Below are 17,337 nucleotides of genomic sequence, written 5' to 3'. Positions count from 1 at the left end.
CTATACACAAAACTCTCCCAGTCAGGAGATTTCCGATTTACCGGCTCCCGTGGCAGCAGAGCCCGCGGAAGTGGGGTCGCGCCAGGAGGACGACGACAGGGTGGGCGTGCTCGACCTGCTCGAAAAGGTGGGATCAGTCGTCGTCCCGCTCGGCGTGACGTTGTACGCGCTGCTCTACATGGGTTACCAGGGCATGTACGCGATCTTCGGCATCACCCCCGAGCAGGCGGGCATCGACCAGTCGGTGCTGCTGGGCCGGCTGCTGGGCACGCTGCTGCCCCTGCTGATCCTCGGCGCCATCGTCGTCGGGATCCTCATCAGCCTGGGCTGGCTGCTGAACGTGATCACGCGCGGCTTGGTGGGCCGGGCCGTGCAGCGGACCCGGGAGCAGCCGTGGATCATCGCCGCGCTCGCAGCGGCATGGGCGGGTGCGTCCTATCTGGGTTGGATGTACTTCATGACCGCTCTGGACGCCGCCGATCCCACCGCGAAAGTGACCGTCGAAGCCGGTGACGTGCTCATCGCGGCCGGGATCGGTGTGCTGGCCTACCTCGTGCCTTTCCGCCTGCTGCGCCGCAAACCGATGGGCCGGGCGGGGCTGAAGGTGCTGGTCGGGGCGCTCACCGGGATCGGGCTCGGCTACCTCCTCATGATCCAGATGATCTACGGTGCGATCGCGGTGCTGGAGAAGGGGGAGTCCACCGCCCTGCTGGACGCCGTCGGCTTCCAGACGCAGTGGGCCAAACTCCAGGACAGCAGCGGCAAGCCCCTGTACGACAGCCGCTGGATGATGGTGCTCGGCGAGCGCGAGGGAGGGTACGCCATCTATGACTGCGACAAGGCGCTGACCTTCCGCAAGTTCTCCGAGAGCACGATCCTGACCGAGGTCCAGATGTGGCCCCCCGACCGCAAGAAGGGCTTCACCTGCGGAAGCCTGGCGGAGTAGGGCTCAGGCGCCCGGGACGTTCAGCCCTCTCCCGGTCCCCGGCCCACCGGTGTCGCCGGTGAGCCGGGCCCGCAGGTCACCGGGACAGCCCGGCGGAGACCACCAGGGCGGCGGGCCGGCCATCGTGGGACTACAAGGCCAGGCTCCTGCGCCGGAACAGTGCCAGCCCGGCCGCCGTCAGCGCGGCGGCCGCGATGACCAGCGCCACGAGCGGCCCGGCCGTCACGGCGGCCGCCGGGATCGGGGGCACGTGGGTGAACGGTGACAGGTCGCGCACCGCCTCGGGCAGCCCGAAGATCTCCCCGAGCAGCCCGAAGGCGATGCTCAGGACCAGCGCCGCCCAGGCGAGCATGACGGTCAGCCGGGGCAGCAGGCCGAAGACGAGCACGACGAAGCCGGCCAGGGTGAGCGCGGCGGGCAGCTGCGCCAGCCCGGCGCCGACGAGCGGGCCCACGCCGGTGACGCCGCCGACGGCGGCATCGGCCACTCCCATGCCGGCGCCCGCCAGCACCAGCAGCGCGGTCGCGCCGATCGCCGCGCAGGCCAGGTGCGCGCACACCCAGCGGACTTTGCCCACCGAGGTGGCCAGCACCGCTTCGGCCGGTCCGCCGGCCTCCTCCGAACGCAGGCGCAACAGCGCCTGGATGACGAAAGCCGCCGCGAGCACGCCGTAGACGTTCATCATCGCGGCGTAGAACGTGTCCACCAGGGTCGCGCCGCCGGCGTTGGCGAGCTGGTCCAGGAGCTCGGTGACGCCCGTGTTGCCGGTCATCGCCTCGTCGACGGTGTCGCCGAGCGTGCCGATGCCCAGGCCGAACAGCGCGCTGCCGATCAGCCAGCCGAGCGTCGTGCCGCGGTTCAGCCGCCAGGCCAGCCCGAGCGGGCTCACCAGCAGGCGAGTGCCCGCAGCGGGTCCGGGCCTGTCGGGGATCAGGCCGGCGCCGAAGTCACGGCGGCCGGCCACGGCGAAGGCCACGGCCATGCAGGCGACGAGGAACACGAGCGGCAGGGCGAGGACCCACCACACCTCCTCGCCGAACGGGCGCGCCTGCGTGCCCCAGCCGATGGGTGACAGCCAGGACGGCCAGGCGCTGGTCACCTGGATGCCGTCCGGTGCTCGTTCGCCGAGCGCGTCGCCGACGCCGCGTACCAGGTAGGCCACGCCGACGGCCGTCGCGGCGAAGGCGTTGGCCCCGCGCGCGCTCTGGAACAGCTGGGCCGCGACCGCGGCCAGGCCGGCGAAGGCCAGGCCGGTGGCGGCCGTCGCGGCGCCGAAGGCCACCGCGCCGTCGGCGGGCAGGCCGGCCCCCAGCAGGGTGCCGGTCAGCGCGGCGCCGAGCAGCAGGTCGGCCGCTCCGACCACGACCAGAGCGGCGGTGAGACCGGCGTACCTGCCGACGCTGCCCGCGCCGAGCATCTCACCTCTGCCGTTCTCCTCGTTCTGCCGGGTGTGCCGGACGATCGCGAAGGTGCTCATCAGCCCGGCCAGCACCAGCATGGACGCGAAGTTGCGGAAGTTCACCACCGCGCCCAGGTCGGTGCCGACCGGTGTGCCGCGCATGAGGAGGACGGCCGGGCTGGTGCCGGCGCCCTTCACCGCGGCGAGCCGTCCGGCCTCGTCGGGGAACTCGTCGGCCACCGCCGCGGCACCGGCCGCCAGCAGCAGCACCGAGCCGGCGATCCAGATCGGCAGCTGGACGCGGTCGCGCCGCAGCGCCAGGCGGACCAGCCGGCCCGTGCCCGTGCAGGCGCTCATCGACCTGCTCCGACCGCGGGCGCGTCGCCGTAGTGGCGCATGAAGAGCTCCTCCAGCGTCGGCGGATGGCTGGTCAACGCCCGCACGTCGAAGCCGGCCAGGTGCCGCAGCACCTCGGGGAGCTGCGCCGAGTCCACGTCGAACCGCGCACGCGTGCCGTCGGCCACCACGTCGTGGACGCCGGGCAGGGCGGCCAGCCCGGTGATCGGCTCGGTCGCCTCCACGGCGAGCGAGGTCCTGGTCAGGTGGCGGAGCTGGGCGAGCGTGCCGGATTCGACCGTGACGCCGTCACGGATGATGCTCACTCCCGAGCAGAGGGCTTCGACCTCGGAGAAGATGTGGCTGGACAGCAGGACGGTCGCCCCGCGAGCGCTCACCTCGCGGACGGTCTGCTGGAAGGCCGCCTCCATCAGCGGGTCCAGGCCGGAGGTGGGCTCGTCGAGGACGAACAGCTCGACGTCGGAGGCGAAGGCGGCGATGAGTGCCACCTTCTGCCTGTTGCCCTTGGAATACGTGCGGCAGCGCTTGGTCGGATCCAGCTGGAAGCGCTCGACCAGCTCCGTGCGACGGGCTCTGTCCAGCCCGCCGCGCAGGTTGCCGAACAGGTCGATGGCCTCGCCCCCGGTGAGGTTCGGCCACAGGCTCACGTCGCCGGGCACGTAGGCCAGCCGGGTGTGCAGGCGTACGGCGTCGCGCCAGGGATCGCCGCCGAGCAGGCTCACCTTCCCGGCGTCGGCCCGCAGCAGGCCGAGCAGCACGCGGATGGTCGTCGTCTTGCCGGCGCCGTTGGGCCCCAGGAAGCCGTGCACCTCGCCGGTGCCGACCCTGAGGTCCAGGCCGTTCAGTGCCCGGCTCGTACCGAATGTCTTGACCAGACCGGACACCGCGATGGCGTCAGTCATCGTGATTCTCCTTCGGAGGATGTGCGCTCGGCCTCGTCGAGCGCGGCCTGGATCCGGCGCGCGTCCTCGAGGCTGAGGAGAGGGTGCGAATAGAGGTCGACGAGCCCCCTGGCGAGCAGGCGGTCGCCGCGCGGACTGGACACGTCCGCGCCGATCGCCCGTGACAGGTGCTCGTGCAGGATCCCGACGGACAGCGCCATCGACGTGGCGATGGCCGCGCGGATCCGCACGTCGACGGCGGGGGGATCCGGCCGGCTCCGGTCGGCTTCGAGCAGCCACGGCACGGTCAGCCGTACGAGCTCGTCGAACAGAGCGCCCGCCGAGCCCTCGGCCAGCGCCCGCATCATGTAGCGGCGCTGGGACTCGGGGATCGCGCGCGCGGCGAGCGCCGAGTCGAGCGCACCCGAGGTGAAGCCGGCTCTGGCATGGTCGTTGGTCTGGCGGATCATCCTGATCAGGTGCTCGTCGCAGGCCTCACGCAGGCCCTGTTTGGTCCCGAAGTGGTGGCGCACCAGACCGGGCGAGACCCCGGCCGTCTCGGCGATGCCGCGCAGGGATGCCCGCTCGTAGCCGAGTTCGCCGAAGTGCTGGATGGCCGCGTCCCTGATGCGCGCCCGGGCGGTCAGGTCTTCGGGAGCTGCTGCTGTCGTCATGTCGTCGCTCCTATTCGCTCGGATAGCTTACTACCACGTCGGGTCAAGAAACTATCCGCTTGGGTAGTCATCGAGCGGCCTTCCCTTGAAACTCGTATTGCAATTCGGTTTTCGATGCTAGGGTGGCCGTTCAAAGACGCGCCAAGGAGGCATCGCGATGTTGAGGCCACGTGCCACCGCCACCCGTGAGCTGGTCAATCTGGACGGCCTGTGGCGGTTCGCGGTCGATTCCGCCGCCGGTGAGCGGCCGTGGGGCGGGACGCTCGACACCCCGCTCGAGGCCGCGGTGCCGGCGAGCTACAACGACCTGTTCACCGACCCCGCGATCCGCGATCATGTCGGCTGGGTGTGGTATCAGCGGACCGTGCGCGTGCCGCGCGGCTGGACGGGCGAGCGGGTGTTCCTGCGCGTGGACGCCGCCACGCACGAAGGGAGGGTCTACGTCGACGACGTCCTGGTCGCCGAGCATGTGGGCGGCTACACCCCGTTCGAGGCCGACATCACCGAGCGGGTGAGGCCGGGCGCGGAGTTCAGGCTCACCATCGGCGTGAACAACGAGCTGACCGGCCGCACCATCCCGCCCGGCACGGTCACCGTCACGCGCGACGGGCGGCGGCAGCAGACCTACCTGCACGACTTCTACAACTACGCCGGGCTGGCCCGCTCGGTGTGGCTCCGCAGCGTCCCCGACGTGCACGTCGAGGACATCACGATCGTGACCGGCGTCGAGGGGGACTCCGGGACGGTGGCCTACTCCGTCCGCACCAGCGCCCCCGGGCACGTCCGGGTCCGTGCCGTGGACGCCTCGGGAGCGGAGGTCGCCGCCGCCGAGGGCGAGAACGGCGTGCTCCGGATCGACGACGTGACGCTGTGGCGGCCCGGCGCGGCCTACCTCTACGACCTGGTGGTCGAGCTGCTCGACGGTGACCGGGTGGTCGACACCTGCACCGAGCCGTTCGGAGTGCGCACCGTCGAGGTCCGGGGCACGCAATTCCTCATCAACGGCGAGCCGTTCTACTTCACCGGCTTCGGCAAGCACGAGGACTCGCCGGTGCGCGGCAAGGGCCATGACGACGCCTACCTCGTGCACGACTTCCAGCTCATGGACTGGATCGGCGCCAACTCCTTCCGCACCTCGCACTACCCCTACGCCGAGGAGGTGATGGAGTTCGCCGACCGGCACGGCATCGTCGTCATCGACGAGACCGCGGCCGTGGGGCTCAACCTGGCGGTGCAGGGCGGGCTCTCCGGCGTGCCGCCCCGGCCGACCTTCTCGCCGGAGACCTTCGGCGCGGCCACCCGCGAGGCGCACGCCCAGGCGATCCGCGAGCTGGTCGCCCGCGACAAGAACCATCCCAGCGTCGTCATGTGGTGCGTCGCCAACGAGCCGTCCTCCGCCGAAGAGGGCGCCCGCGAGTACTTCGAGCCGCTGGTGGAGCTGACCCGCGAGCTCGACCCCACCCGTCCGGTCTGCTACGCCGCCGTCATCTTCGCCACGCACGAGAACGACCGCATCGCCGACCTGTTCGACGTCCTGTGCGTCAACCGCTACTACGGCTGGTACATCGCCACCGGCGACCTGGCCACCGCGGAGACCTACCTGGAGCACGACCTGCGCGGCTGGGCGGAGAAGTTCGGCAAACCGATCATGATGAGCGAGTACGGCGCCGACACCCTGCCCGGCCTGCACTCGGTGTGGGACACGCCGTGGACCGAGGAGTACCAGCAGGCCTACCTCGCGATGAACCACCGCGTGTTCGACCGGATCGAGGCGTTCGTCGGCGAGCACGTGTGGAACTTCGCCGACTTCCAGACCTCCCACGGCATCCACCGCGTGGACGGCAACAGGAAGGGCGTGTTCACCCGCGACCGCAGGCCGAAGGCCGCGGCCCACGCGCTGCGGGCCCGCTGGACGGCGCTCGCCGGCCGCGAACCGGCGGGCACGGAGGACCCGCGGGGCTCCTCGGGGCCGGACGCCTCCTGAAGGCCGTCGCGTGCCGCCGGGCGGCTTCGGTCAGGTCAGGGCGAGGAGGCTGACGGCGACGGCGGCGGTGCCCAGGCCGACGAGCTGGGCGCGACCGACGCGTTCGGCGAGCACGCCACGGGCGAGCAGGACCGTGCCGGCCGGGTAGAGAGCGACGATCACGGCGACGACGGCGAGGTCCCCGCCGCGGGAGGCGAGCAGGAACAGCAGGTTCGCCACGGAGTCCAGCGCACCCGCGGCGGCCGACATCGCGTAGGCGGGCCGCTCGGGGCCCAGCTTGCGGCGCATCAGCCCGGCCGCGGCCAGGGTGAGGGCCGAGGAGAAGGCCCGGCCCACGATCAGCGGCGCCACCCCGCTGTCGGACGGCGCCTGATGCAGGAAGATCAGCTGAAGGGCGATCGCGGCGCCCGCGCCGAAGGCCAGCAGCAGCGCGGCGCGGGACGGGCGCGCCGCACCCGTCCCGTGTCCGGCGCTGACCAGCACCACCGCCACGAGGGCGAGCGGCAGGCCCACCAGCCCGGCGGCGGACAGGTGCTCGCCCTGCAGCAGGCCCGCGCTGACGGGCAGCACGGCGGACACCAGCGCGGTCACCGGCGACAGCACGTTCATCGGACCGATCGCCAGGGTGCGGTAGAGCAGGGCGAACGCGGCGGCCGAGGCCACCCCCGAGGCGGCGCCCCAGCCGAGCGCCCCGGCGCTGAACGAGGCGCCGAGGACCGGCCACAGCAGCAGCTCGATCGCGAGACTGGCCGGGGCGGCGATCATCACGGTACGCAGCACATGAGCCTTACGGGCACCGAGACCACCGAGGAAGTCGGCGCACCCATAAGCGAGCGAGCTGCCCAGGGCCAGCAGCAGAGCGATCACAGCACATCCTTCACTACCAGTACAACGACCAGAGCGTACAATAGATCGACCGGATAGGGTTAATCAAACGACCGCATGGTGCATTGAAGTGGTCCAGCTGTGAGGATGGTGATCAGATGGCCGAGACGGCCACAGCCCTGCGGACGGTGGCGCACAACGTCCGGGCGGCCCGCAACCGCGCGGGCCTGAGCCTCGACGAGCTCAGCCGGCGCGCGCAGGTCAGCAAGGGCGCGCTGGTGGCACTGGAGAAAGCCCAGGGCAACCCCAACCTGGCCACCCTGGTGCGCCTGGCCGACACCCTCGGCATCTCGGTGTCCGCCCTCATGCAGGGGCCGTCCGAAGGCCGCGTCCGCGTCGTGACCGCCGGCGCCGTCGCGCCGCTGTGGACCGGCGAACGGGGCAGCCAGGCCCGGCTCATGCTGACGACCTCGGGCCCGGCCCCGGTCGAGGTGTGGCGCTGGGAGCTGGAACCGGACGAGGAATACGCCAGCGACTCCCACCAGGCCGGAGTCGTGGAGACCGTCAGCGTCACCTCCGGCCGGATGACCCTGATCATCGACGGCGCCGAGCACGCCGTCGAGGCCGGGCAGACCGCCACGTACAACGGCGACGTCCCGCATGTCTATCGCGGCTCGGGCACCGGGACCTGCAGCCTGATCATGACCGTCCAGCTCCCGCCCGGCCCCGCTTGACCGCCGGCTCTCCCGTGACCCGGTCGGCCGCTGCTCAGGCGGTGTCGCCGCCGTCCGCGAGCAAGGTGCTGCCGGTCATGAAGGCCGACAGGTCCGAGGCGCAGAACAGGACGACGCGCGCGATGTCATCAGGAACGCCGACCCGGCCGATCGGGCTGTCGAGCATGAGGTCGGTCGGCGGGACGCCGTCGGTCATCACGGCCGCCGCCATCATCATGTTGCCTTCCGTGGGGACGAAGCTCGGTGCCACCCCGAGCACGCGGATGCCCAGCGGAGCCAGCTCCAGGGCCAGCTCGCGCGTCAGTCCGCGGGCGGCGTGCTTCGAACCGACGTAGGCGGCCAGGCCGGGCGCGCTCGCGCGGAAGCCGGCGGTCGAGACGATGTTCACGATGACACCGCCCCCGCGACCATCCCTACTGCCGCCTGGGCCCGCCGCCGACATGCGGCGGGCCGCCTCGCGCGCGCCGACGAAGACGCCGCGCGCGTTCACGGCGAACACCTGGTCCCACGTTTCCTCGCTCATCTCCAGCAGCGGGACGCTCGGGAAGATCCCGGCGTTGTTCACCCACACGTCCAGGCCGCCGAGCTCGGCGACCGCGCGGTCGGCCGCCGCGGCCACGGCCGCCGCGTCCGTGACGTCCATGGCGGCGCCGATCGCGCGTACCCCGTGGCGTTCGGCGAGCTGCTTGGCGGCGGTCACGGCCAGCTCCTCGTCGATGTCGCCGATCAGCAGGTCGGCTCCCGCCTCGGCCAGGCGGAGCGCGATCGCCTTGCCGAGCCCTCGGCCACCTCCGGTCACGACCGCGCGTCGCCCGTGCAGGGAGACGAGCTCGGCCAGGGATTTGCCCGACACATCGGCAGTGGACATGAATGATCTCCTTCAGTGGGAAAGGGGCCGGCGCCGGGAGAAACGGCCCGGGCCGGTGTGGAACGTGTGGCCGTCCGGGAAGCTGACCTGCGCCTGGGCGCCGCCGGGCACGTCGACCGAGATGGCCAGGTGATCGTCCTCGACGCGCCAGCCGACGGTGATCAGACCCTGCGGGCTGTCGTACGTGCCCGTGGCCCAGGTGATCGCCTCATTGAGCACCGGCGCGACGACGAAGGACTCCCACCCGGCGGAGCCCGGGGCCTGGCGCAGCCCGAGGGTGTGGGTGTGCAGGAAGCGGATGACCGCGCCCTTGCTGTAGTGGTTGAGCGACGCGGTGGCGGTGCCGTCCTCGGACACGCCGTCCCAGTCCTCCCAGATGGTCGTCGCGCCCCGGTCCAGCATGCCGAGCCACGAGGGGGACGACCGCCGGTACAGCACCGCGTAGGCGACGTCGGGATGGCCCGTGTCGGCCAGGACGGGCAGCAGGTCGGCCGTCGAGAGGAAGCCGGTGCCGAGGTGGCCGCCGGCGGTGCCGATCAGGCCGACGAGGTGCCGGGCCGCCTTCTCCCGCAGCTCCTCCGGGACGAGGCCGAAGGCCAGGGCACGTACGTAGCTCGCCTGGGTGCCGGCCTTCGTGCGGCCCGCCGCGTCCAGGAACTCGGTCTGCCATGCCTCGCGTACCTTTCGCGCCGTTTCGCGGTAGCGGGCCGCGTCGCCGGCTCGGCCCAGCACCTCCGCCACCGCGGCGAGGGTGTCGGCCGAGCGGTACAGGTAGGCGGTGCCGACCTCGCCCTTGTCCGCCGCGTACCAGGCGATGGGGTCGGCCAGCACGGGGTCGATGAGGGTGCCGTCCGAGGCGCGTCGCCTCGGCTCCAGCCACTCTCCCCAGTGGAAGGAGCCGTCCCAGACGAACTCCTCGTGGGGCAGGGGCTCGGCCGAGCGTTCGACGCGGGAGGGGTGCCGGGCCTGGCGGGCGGTCGTGAGCGCCCATTCGACCCAGCGGCGCATCGCGGGCCAGTTCTCGGCGAGGGCGGCGGTGTCGCCGTAGGTCTCGTACAGCACCCACGGGACCAGGACGACGGCGTCGCCCCACCCGGCCGAGCCGGTGATCGCGTCCGCCATCGGGTCGTCGTGGATCTTGAGCCGGTTGGCGTCCGGCGAGGAGTTGACCACGCGGCCGTCCGCGAGCTGGTCGTCGCGGACCGAGCGCAGCCACTTGCGGCTGAAGCCGTCCACGTCGTACAGGCGGGCGGCGGTCGGGGCGAAGATCTGGTAGTCGCCGGTCCAGCCGAGGCGCTCGCGGGTGGGGCAGTCGGTCGGGAGGTCGACGGCGTTGCCGCGGAAGCTCCAGCGGGCGGCCTCGTGCAGGCGGTTGAGGTCGTCGTCGCTGCACGCGAAGGTCGCCGTCGGGCGCAGGTCGGTGTGCACGACCCGCATGGTGATGCTCGCCGGGTCCACGGCCCGCGATATGCGCGCGTAGCGGAAGCCGTGGACGGTGTGCCGGGGCTCGAACACCTCGCCGGGCCTGCCGGAGGAGACGACCTCGTCGCGTTGCGTGAACGGGATCGGGCTCTCGCCCGGCCTCCGGCTGTCCAGGTGGCTCGTGGTCAGGTCTCCGGTGGGGTCCAGGTGCTCGCCGTGGTCGATCACCGTGCGGGTGCCCGCCGGGCCGAGGTCGGCGAGGGCGATCCAGCCGGAGGCGTTCTGGCCGAAGTCCACGATGTACGCGCCGTTGTCGTGCCGGGTCACCGAGCGCGGGGCGAGCTGTTCGACCCGTCGCACCGGCGGGGCCGGCGAGTAGCTGATCGGCGGAGCCGTGACGGCGTCCACCAGGACCGGCCGGGGCGTGCCGGGCGGGGCGGTGAAGTCGGTCGTCTGGCCGTTCATGAGGTCGGCCGCGACGATGTGGCTGCGGCGCGAGGTCCAGCCCGCATCGGTGACCACGACCGCCTCGGTGCCGTCGGCGTAGCGGACGTGCAGCTGGAGCCTGGCCGCGGTGGCCGTGCCCCAGCAGTCGCGCTTGCGCCAGGTGCCGTTGCTGCCCCGGTACCAGCCGTCCGAGAGCAGGATCTCCAGGTCGTTGACGCCGCCGCGCAGCAGCTCGGTGACGTCGGCGGCCTGGGCGTGGAGCGTGTCCCCGTACGAGGTGCAGCCCGGCGCCAGCTCGGCCGTCCCCACCCGCGTGCCGTTGACGAACGCCTCGTAGCCGCCGAGCGCGGTGGCGTACAGCCGGGCCCGGGCGATGTCGTCGCGCAGGTTGGCGCTGCCGGCGAGGACGTGAGCGGGACGGGGGTCTTCGCCGTCCTCCCGCGGGGAGATCCAGCGTGCCGACCAGTCCCGGTCCAGCAGGCCCGACTCGAAGGCGTGCCAGGACGACCAGCCCGAGACCTCCTCGCCGCGCCGGGCGCGGACCCGCCACGCCACGGAGTGGCGGCTGCGCAGCGGCGGCAGCGGCCATTCGACGAACAGGTGCCGGCCGGAGGCGACGTCGGCCACCGCCCGCTCCTCGCCGTCCACGCGGAACCGCAGGTCGTAGCCGTCCTGCCCGCTCCACGTCGGCGGGAGCTTCCAGGACAGCGACGGCCGCTCCTCGGAGACCGGGAACTGGTCGCCGCCGGCGTCGATCCGAAGGTCGTAAGGTGCGCCCATGCTCAGCGCACCGCTTTCACGCGGGTGAACACCAGCAGCCCGCCGATCAGCGCCAGCGCCGCTCCCGCGAGGTAGAGGAGCGTGTAGTTCTTGTCGCCGCCGCCCGCGCCGATGCCGATGACGAACGGCGCGATGAGCGGTGCGATCGCGCTCGGGAGCTTGTGCGCGAACGCCACCACCGCCATGTACCGGCCGGCCTCCTCCCGGCTGGGCAGCACGGCGAGCACGATCGCCTGGTCGACGGCGCTGAAGAACGCGATCGCGAGCTGCATCAGCACGGAGCCGATCATCAGCGTCACGAAGGTGTGGGCGAAGGCCTCGACGATCCCGCCGGCGACGAAGAAGAGCGCGCCGATGAGGGCGAACAGCCGTCGCCTGCGCAGCTTGTCCGACAGGTAGCCGCCGCCGACCGCGCCGAGGGCCGCGGCGACGACGCCGGCCACGCCGATGATGGCCACCGTGCCCGCGACCTCCCTGACCGGCAGGTCGAGGCGCTGGGCGTAGAAGAACGTGGTGAACGTCGTGTTGAAGTACAGGCCCAGGAAGAACATCAGGCGGCCCAGCCAGTTCCACCCGAAGTCCGGATATTTCCGGGGATTGAACACGTAGCTTGCGGCCAGCGTCCGCACCGACACGGGCGCGGTGCGGACGGTGCCGCGCGTGTCGGCCTCCTTGCCCACGACGAGGAAGACCACCAGCAGCACCGCGCCGACGAGACCGGGCAGGACGAAGACGAGGAACGTGCTGCCCGCCACGGCGGAGGTGATCCCGATGCCGATGATGGGGGCGATCTGGCCGGTCAGCCCGGTGAAGCCGCCGATCTTGCCGCGCTGTTCCTCGGGGATGCGGTCGGCCTGCACGTTGAGGATCGCCTGCGCGGCCGTCGCCCAGCCCAGCATCGCGACGATCCAGCCGGCTCCCACGAGCAGCACGTTGGGCGCGACCGCGATGCCCGCCAGCGCCGCCAGGCCCAGGGCCAGGCCGGCCAGCATGAAGGGGCGGCGGCGGCCGAGGCGGCTGCGGGTGCGGTCGCTCCACACGCCGAGCAGCGGGCTGAGCACGAGATAGATCGTCTGCGCGGTGCCCGTGACGTACCCGAGCACCTCCTCGCGTCCGGGGACGAGCTCGTCGATCCGCACCGCCAGTGAGAACGACAGCGGGACGACGAACGCCATGGAGATGCCGAAGTTGGCGGCCATCATCCAGAAGATGTAGCTCGCCCGTGCCCTCGGCAGGTTGTCGGACGCCTCGGCGTCGAGGGGTTCGAGAGAGGGGGGAGTGGCCATGAACACCCCTTCCAGAGAAGTCAGGGCCAGAGAAAGTGCAGCTCGTTACTTAAGCGCATCAGTAACCTACCGTTGACCGCGGACCAGATCGCAAGACATCCGCCCGTAACAACTGCGCAACGGAGACATGAGTCACATATGTGTTCCAGCACGTCATACGATGAAGTGACATGACACCCCCAGCAAAGCGGGCCACCAGCGCTGATGTCGCCCGGGCGGCCGGCGTCTCCGCCACGACCGTGAGCTACGTGCTCAACGACACGCCAGGGCAGTCGATCCCGGAGGAGACCAGGCGCCGGGTCCTCGAGGCGGTCGAGCAGCTCGGCTACCGTCCGCGTGGCTCGGCCCGCTCGCTGGCCGCGGGTCGCAGCGACGTCGTGCTGCTGTCCATCCCGCATCTGTCGATCGGCCCCGGGATCACCCGGTTCGTGGAGCAGTTCGCCGCCAGCCTGGCCCAGGCCGGCCTGACCCTGGTCACCCACCTGGCCGGAGCGCCCGGCCGGTCACTGCCCGACGTCTGCGCCGCCATCGACGCCTCGGTGGTCGCCAGCCTCGACCCGCTCGACGACGACACCGCGCAGGCGTTGCGCCGGGCGGGCGCGGACCTCGTCTTCACCACCGAGGTCGAGGCCCATCCCACCATGCGGCGCATGGGCCGCCTTCAGGCCGAGCACCTCATCGACCTGGGCCATCGTCGCCTCGGCTACGCCATGCCAGAGCACCCGTTGCTCCGCAGGATCGCCGACGACCGGATGCGCGGCGTCGCCGAGGCCTGCGCACACGCCGGCCTGGAACCCCCGCTGGCGCTCGATACCAAGCTCGACACCGCCGCCATGGCCCGCGCCGCGCGACGGTGGCGGCGGGAGTCGGTGACGGCGGTGTGCGCCTACAACGACGAGGTCGCGATCGCGCTCCTGACGGGCATGCGCCGGGCCAGGCTCACCGCGCCCGGCGACCTGGCGGTCATCGGCGCCGACGACATCCCGCTCGCCCAGGCGGCCGAACCGCCGCTCAGCACGATCGCCTTCGACCTGGAGAAGGTCGGCCGATCCCTGGCGGACGCGGTCGTGGCCAGCCTGTCGGGCCGCAGGCCGCGGCTGCCGCCGACCTCGCTGGACCCGCACGTCGTCCACCGCGCGTCGACCTGACGCGGGGCCTACGCGAGCCCGCCGCGGCGGGCGACCTCGCCGAGCCAGGCCAGGCTCGGCTTGGGCTTGCGCTCGAACGTCTCGCGATCCACGGTCATGAGGCCGAACGTGGGCCCCCAGTGACCCCACTCGTAGTTGTCGACCGCGGTCCAATGGATGTAGCCGCGTACGTCGATGCCTTCGTCCATGCAGGCGAACAGGTGGCGCAGGGCCTCGTCCGTGTAGGCGATGCGGCGGGTGTCGTCGGGGGTGGCGATGCCGTTCTCGGTGATGAGGATCGGGGTGTGCCCGGTCGCCTCCCAGGCGTGCCGGACGGCGATGCCGATCGCGTCGGGCCGGTAGGCGTTGCCGGTCATGGTGCTGTCCGGGGCTTGCGGGTGCGGGACGACGCCGTGCTCGTCCACGGCCTGGCTGGAGTAGGACTGCACGCCGATGAAGTCGTCGCCGCGGGCCGCCTCCAGGTAGAGGTCCTCGCGGATGTAGCGCAGCTCGCGGAGCTTGTCCTCGTTGCCGGGCGTCGGGGTGAGGGCCTGGCAGGCCACCGTCCAGCCGACGGCCGCGCCGGTGTGCTTCTTCAGGATCTCGCGGGCGGCGTCGTGCGCTTCGGCCAGGCGGTGGCCGACCTCCGGGTCGGGGTTCGGCAGCACCGGTCGCGCGGCGCCCTCCACGGTCGGGCTCATCCACGACCTGGCGTCGCCGGACTGCGCCGCCCTGCTCATGGTCACCATCAGGGCGAGCATGTTCGGCTCGTTGATCGTGCAGACCCACTCGACCCCGTCGAGAATGCCGGTCACCGCCTGGACGTAGGCCTGGAAGCGCTCGATCGCCCGCTCTCCCATCCAGCCCCCCTCCTCGGCGAACCAGCGCGGGTTGGTGAAGTGGTGCAGCGTGATGACCGGGGTGAGCCCCAGGTCGAAGGCGGTGTCGATCATCCTGCGGTAGTGGGCCAGCTCGGCCCGGGAGAAGTGCCCCGGAGACGGCTCGACGCGGGCCCACTCGATGCCGAAGCGGTAGGTGTCGAGCCCGGCCTCGGCCAGCAGGCGCATGTCCTCGGCGTAGCGGTGGTAGCTGTCGCACGCGTCGCCGCTGCGCTCCATGCCCGGCATGCGCTGCTCGAGAACCCACCAGTCGCTGTTGACGTTGTTGCCTTCCACCTGGTGTGGCGCGGTCGCCGCGCCCCAGAGGAATCCGGGTCGGGTCATCGTTCGGTCCTTGCTCGAGACTGCGGGGTCGACACACGGTAACACCGAAACTCGAATCGCGATACTATTTTGGCGCGCCGGGCGAGGGTCGGCGCGCCGCCGCGATACCATCAAACCCGAATAGGAGTACGAATTTAACGCCGCCGGAGGAGACCGTGAGCCAGAGCACCAGCCGCGGGCCGTACGCCAAGACGGCCGCGATCCGCCGCCGGGTCGTCGAGGCCTGCGTGGACGCCTTCGGCCAGACCGGGTTCTACGGCGCGACCATGAAAGACATCGCCAAGCGCGCCGGCATCAGCTACACGGGCCTGCTGCACCACTTCTCCAGCAAGGAGGAGCTGCTCGCGGCCGTGCTGGAGCTGCGCGACGAACGCGGCACCGCCTACCTCGAATCGGCACGCGCCCTCGATCCCACCGCCAACCCCGTCGAGAGCCTCCGGGGCATGCTCTCCGTCATCGTGGACAACGAGCTGCAGCCCGGCCTGATGGAGTTGCACTGTGTCGTGTCGGGGGAGGCCACCTCTCCCGACCATCCGGCGCACGCGTACTACGCCGAGCGCTACCGCATGCTCCGCCGCTTCTACGCCATGGCGTTCCAGGCCCTGGCCGACCGCGGGGAGCTGCGCTCGTCCAGCGATCCGGAGACGCTCGCCACGATGACCATCGCGCTCATCAACGGCGTGCAGGCCCAGTGGCTCTTCGACCGGGACTCGGTGCAGATGGAACGCTCGATCCGGGAATTCCTGGTCGCCGCCGTCCCCGCGCTCGCCGGACGTGCCGGAGCGCGCCCCTGATCCCCTCGCCCGGCCGCCGGGTCGCGGGGCGCCGGATCACGGATAGCGAGGGAACAGGTCCGTCGTCGGCCAGGTGGTCACCTTGCCGATCTGGGCGTTCATCCGCGGACTGAGCACGTCGAAGTCCAGCGACCCGCTCTCCTCGTTCCGGTTGAACAGGGCGGCGTAGGTGAAGCCGTCCTGGAGCCGGGCGGTGTAGGTGTAGGTCCCCGGCAACCCGCCGCTGTGCCAGGTGTTGAGGTGCCCCGTCACCTGGCGGACCCACAGGCCGGCGCCGTACCACGAGCCGCTCTCCGTGACGCCGATCTCGGGCTTGGCCACCATCCTGCCGATGGAGGTCGCGTTCAGCACGGTGCCGGGGGCGTCGAGGATGCGCGCGAAGCGCACCAGGTCCACGGCCGAGGCCAGCCAGCCGCCGCCCGGCCCGCGGTTCTCCATGCTGAACCCACCGTACGGCGCGGGCACCATCGTGCCGGACGCGTCCGTGACGGTCCGGCTCGTCTGCGCCGATTCGTAGACGATCTCGCCGGGCGCGGCCTGCTCCTTGAGGGTACGGCCGAGCCGCATGCGGCTGATGGCGACGGGCGCCAGGATCTTCTGCTTGACGTACGACTCGTAGGCCATGCCCGACGCCTTCTCGACGATCATGCCGAGCAGCATGTAGCCGTAGTTGCTGTAGGCGTACCTGCTGCCCGGGGCGAAGTCGAGCGGGCGGCCGCAGGCGTACTGGATGATGTGGTCGCGCGTGATCGGCAGGGAGACGCCGAGCGACCTGGAGATGGTGTGGTCCATGTACAGGTAGTCGCCCGAGATGTCGCGGTCCCACCCGCCCGTGTGCTGCAGGAGCCGCCACACTGTCACGTTCGCCAGCCGGGGGTCGGCCGTGGTCGGCAGGCCGAGCAGCGTGGCGACGGACGCACCCAGGCTCAGCTTGCCGTCCTGCGCCAGTCTCATGATCGCCACGGCGGTGATGTGCTTGCTGAGGCTGGCGATCCGGAACAGCGAGATGGGCGTGAACGTCGGCACGGCCGGGTCGTCGCTGTAGCGGTAGGCCCTGGCCAGCACGAGTTTGCCGTTCTTGGTGATGGCGAGCTGCGCGCAGGAGATCCCGCGCTCCACGATGTAGGTCTTCATCACGTTGTCGAAGCCGACGAGCGCGGCCGGCGCCACTCCCGCGGTCTGGACCGTCGCGGCGAACGCCGGTCGGGACGTGCCCAGGGTGAGCGCGGGTAATGTGGCGGCGCCCACCGCCAGGAACCGCCGCCTGCTCAGGCCGTTCGATTCGGACAGATGCGGCTCGTTTATTGTCATGACCAGATATCTAGTGGATCAATGGCCTCTCCGGACCGGTTTCGCCGGTATTGCCGCCTTTCCTGCTCGCGGTGTCCCGTCACCGGCAGGACGGGGACCGTTGATCACGGGCCCGATCTCGTCGACGACAAGGCCCCGGTACGTCTCACCATCGAGGACCCTTGCGCGCACACGGTGGAGCGGTCGCCCCACTCGCTCACTTCGCCCCCCACCGCTCGCGACGTACACGATCACATGGTTGACGAGGGAAAGGGCCGGCAGCCGGGCAGACTTCAGCGC

Annotated in this window: 14 protein-coding genes; 5 read left to right on the top strand and 9 right to left on the bottom strand. The window is 71.4% G+C overall.

Annotation, left to right across the window (positions count from 1 at the left end; translation table 11 throughout):
• The first annotated feature begins 49 nt into the window (after positions 1 to 49).
• Positions 50 to 946, top strand: a complete 897-nt coding sequence (locus tag ACBJ59_RS30285; protein WP_375113610.1) for a hypothetical protein — start codon at positions 50 to 52, stop codon at positions 944 to 946.
• A gap of 130 nt (positions 947 to 1,076) precedes the next feature.
• Here the strand turns inward: ACBJ59_RS30285 and ACBJ59_RS30280 are convergent, their stop codons facing one another.
• The 3 genes from ACBJ59_RS30280 to ACBJ59_RS30270 are packed head-to-tail and all read right to left on the bottom strand — an operon-like array spanning position 1,077 to position 4,257.
• Entirely contained in the window at positions 1,077 to 2,702 is a 1,626-nt protein-coding gene (locus ACBJ59_RS30280) for an ABC transporter permease (RefSeq protein ID WP_375113609.1), read from the bottom strand.
• The gene (locus ACBJ59_RS30275) at positions 2,699 to 3,604 is read right to left on the bottom strand and encodes an ATP-binding cassette domain-containing protein (RefSeq protein WP_375113608.1); all 906 of its coding nucleotides are present in this window, start codon (positions 3,602 to 3,604) and stop codon (positions 2,699 to 2,701) included. The genes ACBJ59_RS30280 and ACBJ59_RS30275 overlap by 4 nt, the downstream gene beginning before the upstream one ends.
• Positions 3,601 to 4,257, bottom strand: coding sequence for a TetR/AcrR family transcriptional regulator (locus ACBJ59_RS30270; protein WP_375113607.1), 657 nt, complete (start codon positions 4,255 to 4,257; stop codon positions 3,601 to 3,603). Before ACBJ59_RS30270 ends, ACBJ59_RS30275 begins: the two co-directional genes overlap by 4 nt.
• A gap of 157 nt (positions 4,258 to 4,414) precedes the next feature.
• Between ACBJ59_RS30270 and uidA the strand changes: the two genes are divergently transcribed.
• Positions 4,415 to 6,241 (top strand): beta-glucuronidase, encoded by a 1,827-nt coding sequence (gene uidA / locus ACBJ59_RS30265; RefSeq protein WP_375113606.1) that lies wholly within the window; start codon positions 4,415 to 4,417, stop codon positions 6,239 to 6,241.
• A gap of 30 nt (positions 6,242 to 6,271) precedes the next feature.
• Here the strand turns inward: uidA and ACBJ59_RS30260 are convergent, their stop codons facing one another.
• The gene (locus ACBJ59_RS30260; protein ID WP_375113605.1) at positions 6,272 to 7,108 is read right to left on the bottom strand and encodes an EamA family transporter; all 837 of its coding nucleotides are present in this window, start codon (positions 7,106 to 7,108) and stop codon (positions 6,272 to 6,274) included.
• 116 nt (positions 7,109 to 7,224) lie between these two features.
• Between ACBJ59_RS30260 and ACBJ59_RS30255 the strand changes: the two genes are divergently transcribed.
• Positions 7,225 to 7,800, top strand: a complete 576-nt coding sequence (locus ACBJ59_RS30255; protein WP_375113604.1) for a helix-turn-helix domain-containing protein — start codon at positions 7,225 to 7,227, stop codon at positions 7,798 to 7,800.
• A gap of 34 nt (positions 7,801 to 7,834) precedes the next feature.
• Here the strand turns inward: ACBJ59_RS30255 and ACBJ59_RS30250 are convergent, their stop codons facing one another.
• The 3 genes from ACBJ59_RS30250 to ACBJ59_RS30240 are packed head-to-tail and all read right to left on the bottom strand — an operon-like array spanning position 7,835 to position 12,603.
• On the bottom strand, positions 7,835 to 8,668 hold the full coding sequence (locus ACBJ59_RS30250; RefSeq protein ID WP_375113603.1) for an SDR family NAD(P)-dependent oxidoreductase: 834 nt from the start codon (positions 8,666 to 8,668) through the stop codon (positions 7,835 to 7,837).
• 12 nt (positions 8,669 to 8,680) lie between these two features.
• Positions 8,681 to 11,317, bottom strand: coding sequence for a family 78 glycoside hydrolase catalytic domain (locus ACBJ59_RS30245; protein ID WP_375113602.1), 2,637 nt, complete (start codon positions 11,315 to 11,317; stop codon positions 8,681 to 8,683).
• A gap of 2 nt (positions 11,318 to 11,319) precedes the next feature.
• The gene (locus ACBJ59_RS30240; RefSeq protein WP_375113601.1) at positions 11,320 to 12,603 is read right to left on the bottom strand and encodes an MFS transporter; all 1,284 of its coding nucleotides are present in this window, start codon (positions 12,601 to 12,603) and stop codon (positions 11,320 to 11,322) included.
• A 170-nt stretch (positions 12,604 to 12,773) separates the two neighbouring features.
• On the opposite strand from ACBJ59_RS30240, the gene ACBJ59_RS30235 reads away from it, so the two are divergent.
• Complete coding sequence (locus tag ACBJ59_RS30235) at positions 12,774 to 13,751, top strand: LacI family DNA-binding transcriptional regulator (protein WP_375113600.1); 978 nt, start codon at positions 12,774 to 12,776, stop codon at positions 13,749 to 13,751.
• Positions 13,752 to 13,759: 8 nt separating this feature from the next.
• Here the strand turns inward: ACBJ59_RS30235 and ACBJ59_RS30230 are convergent, their stop codons facing one another.
• A complete protein-coding gene (locus tag ACBJ59_RS30230; RefSeq protein ID WP_375113599.1) occupies positions 13,760 to 14,953 on the bottom strand; it encodes a family 1 glycosylhydrolase in 1,194 nt (397 codons plus the stop codon).
• Positions 14,954 to 15,108: 155 nt separating this feature from the next.
• Between ACBJ59_RS30230 and ACBJ59_RS30225 the strand changes: the two genes are divergently transcribed.
• A complete protein-coding gene (locus ACBJ59_RS30225; RefSeq protein WP_375113598.1) occupies positions 15,109 to 15,747 on the top strand; it encodes a TetR/AcrR family transcriptional regulator in 639 nt (212 codons plus the stop codon).
• A gap of 36 nt (positions 15,748 to 15,783) precedes the next feature.
• Here ACBJ59_RS30225 and ACBJ59_RS30220 read toward each other — a convergent pair whose 3' ends face one another.
• Positions 15,784 to 17,058, bottom strand: a complete 1,275-nt coding sequence (locus ACBJ59_RS30220; RefSeq protein WP_375113597.1) for a serine hydrolase domain-containing protein — start codon at positions 17,056 to 17,058, stop codon at positions 15,784 to 15,786.
• Positions 17,059 to 17,337 lie beyond the last annotated feature (279 nt).

The sequence above is a fragment of the Nonomuraea sp. MTCD27 genome (assembly GCF_041950495.1).
In the GTDB taxonomy this organism is placed as follows: Bacteria; Actinomycetota; Actinomycetes; order Streptosporangiales; family Streptosporangiaceae; genus Nonomuraea.
Note: the sequence above shows the minus strand (reverse complement) of the source record. Positions and strands in the feature narration are given on the sequence as shown.

Excerpts from the sequence above, each read along its gene's own strand:
- ACBJ59_RS30280 (WP_375113609.1), bottom strand. The coding sequence starts at position 2,702 with ATGAGCGCCTGCACGGGCACGGGCCGGCTGGTCCGCCTGGCGCTGCGG.
- ACBJ59_RS30275 (WP_375113608.1), bottom strand. The coding sequence starts at position 3,604 with ATGACTGACGCCATCGCGGTGTCCGGTCTGGTCAAGACATTCGGTACG.
- ACBJ59_RS30270 (WP_375113607.1), bottom strand. The coding sequence starts at position 4,257 with ATGACGACAGCAGCAGCTCCCGAAGACCTGACCGCCCGGGCGCGCATC.
- uidA (WP_375113606.1), top strand. The coding sequence starts at position 4,415 with ATGTTGAGGCCACGTGCCACCGCCACCCGTGAGCTGGTCAATCTGGAC.
- ACBJ59_RS30255 (WP_375113604.1), top strand. The coding sequence starts at position 7,225 with ATGGCCGAGACGGCCACAGCCCTGCGGACGGTGGCGCACAACGTCCGG.
- ACBJ59_RS30250 (WP_375113603.1), bottom strand. The coding sequence starts at position 8,668 with ATGTCCACTGCCGATGTGTCGGGCAAATCCCTGGCCGAGCTCGTCTCC.
- ACBJ59_RS30245 (WP_375113602.1), bottom strand. The coding sequence starts at position 11,317 with ATGGGCGCACCTTACGACCTTCGGATCGACGCCGGCGGCGACCAGTTC.
- ACBJ59_RS30240 (WP_375113601.1), bottom strand. The coding sequence starts at position 12,603 with ATGGCCACTCCCCCCTCTCTCGAACCCCTCGACGCCGAGGCGTCCGAC.
- ACBJ59_RS30235 (WP_375113600.1), top strand. The coding sequence starts at position 12,774 with ATGACACCCCCAGCAAAGCGGGCCACCAGCGCTGATGTCGCCCGGGCG.
- ACBJ59_RS30230 (WP_375113599.1), bottom strand. The coding sequence starts at position 14,953 with ATGACCCGACCCGGATTCCTCTGGGGCGCGGCGACCGCGCCACACCAG.
- ACBJ59_RS30220 (WP_375113597.1), bottom strand. The coding sequence starts at position 17,058 with ATGACAATAAACGAGCCGCATCTGTCCGAATCGAACGGCCTGAGCAGG.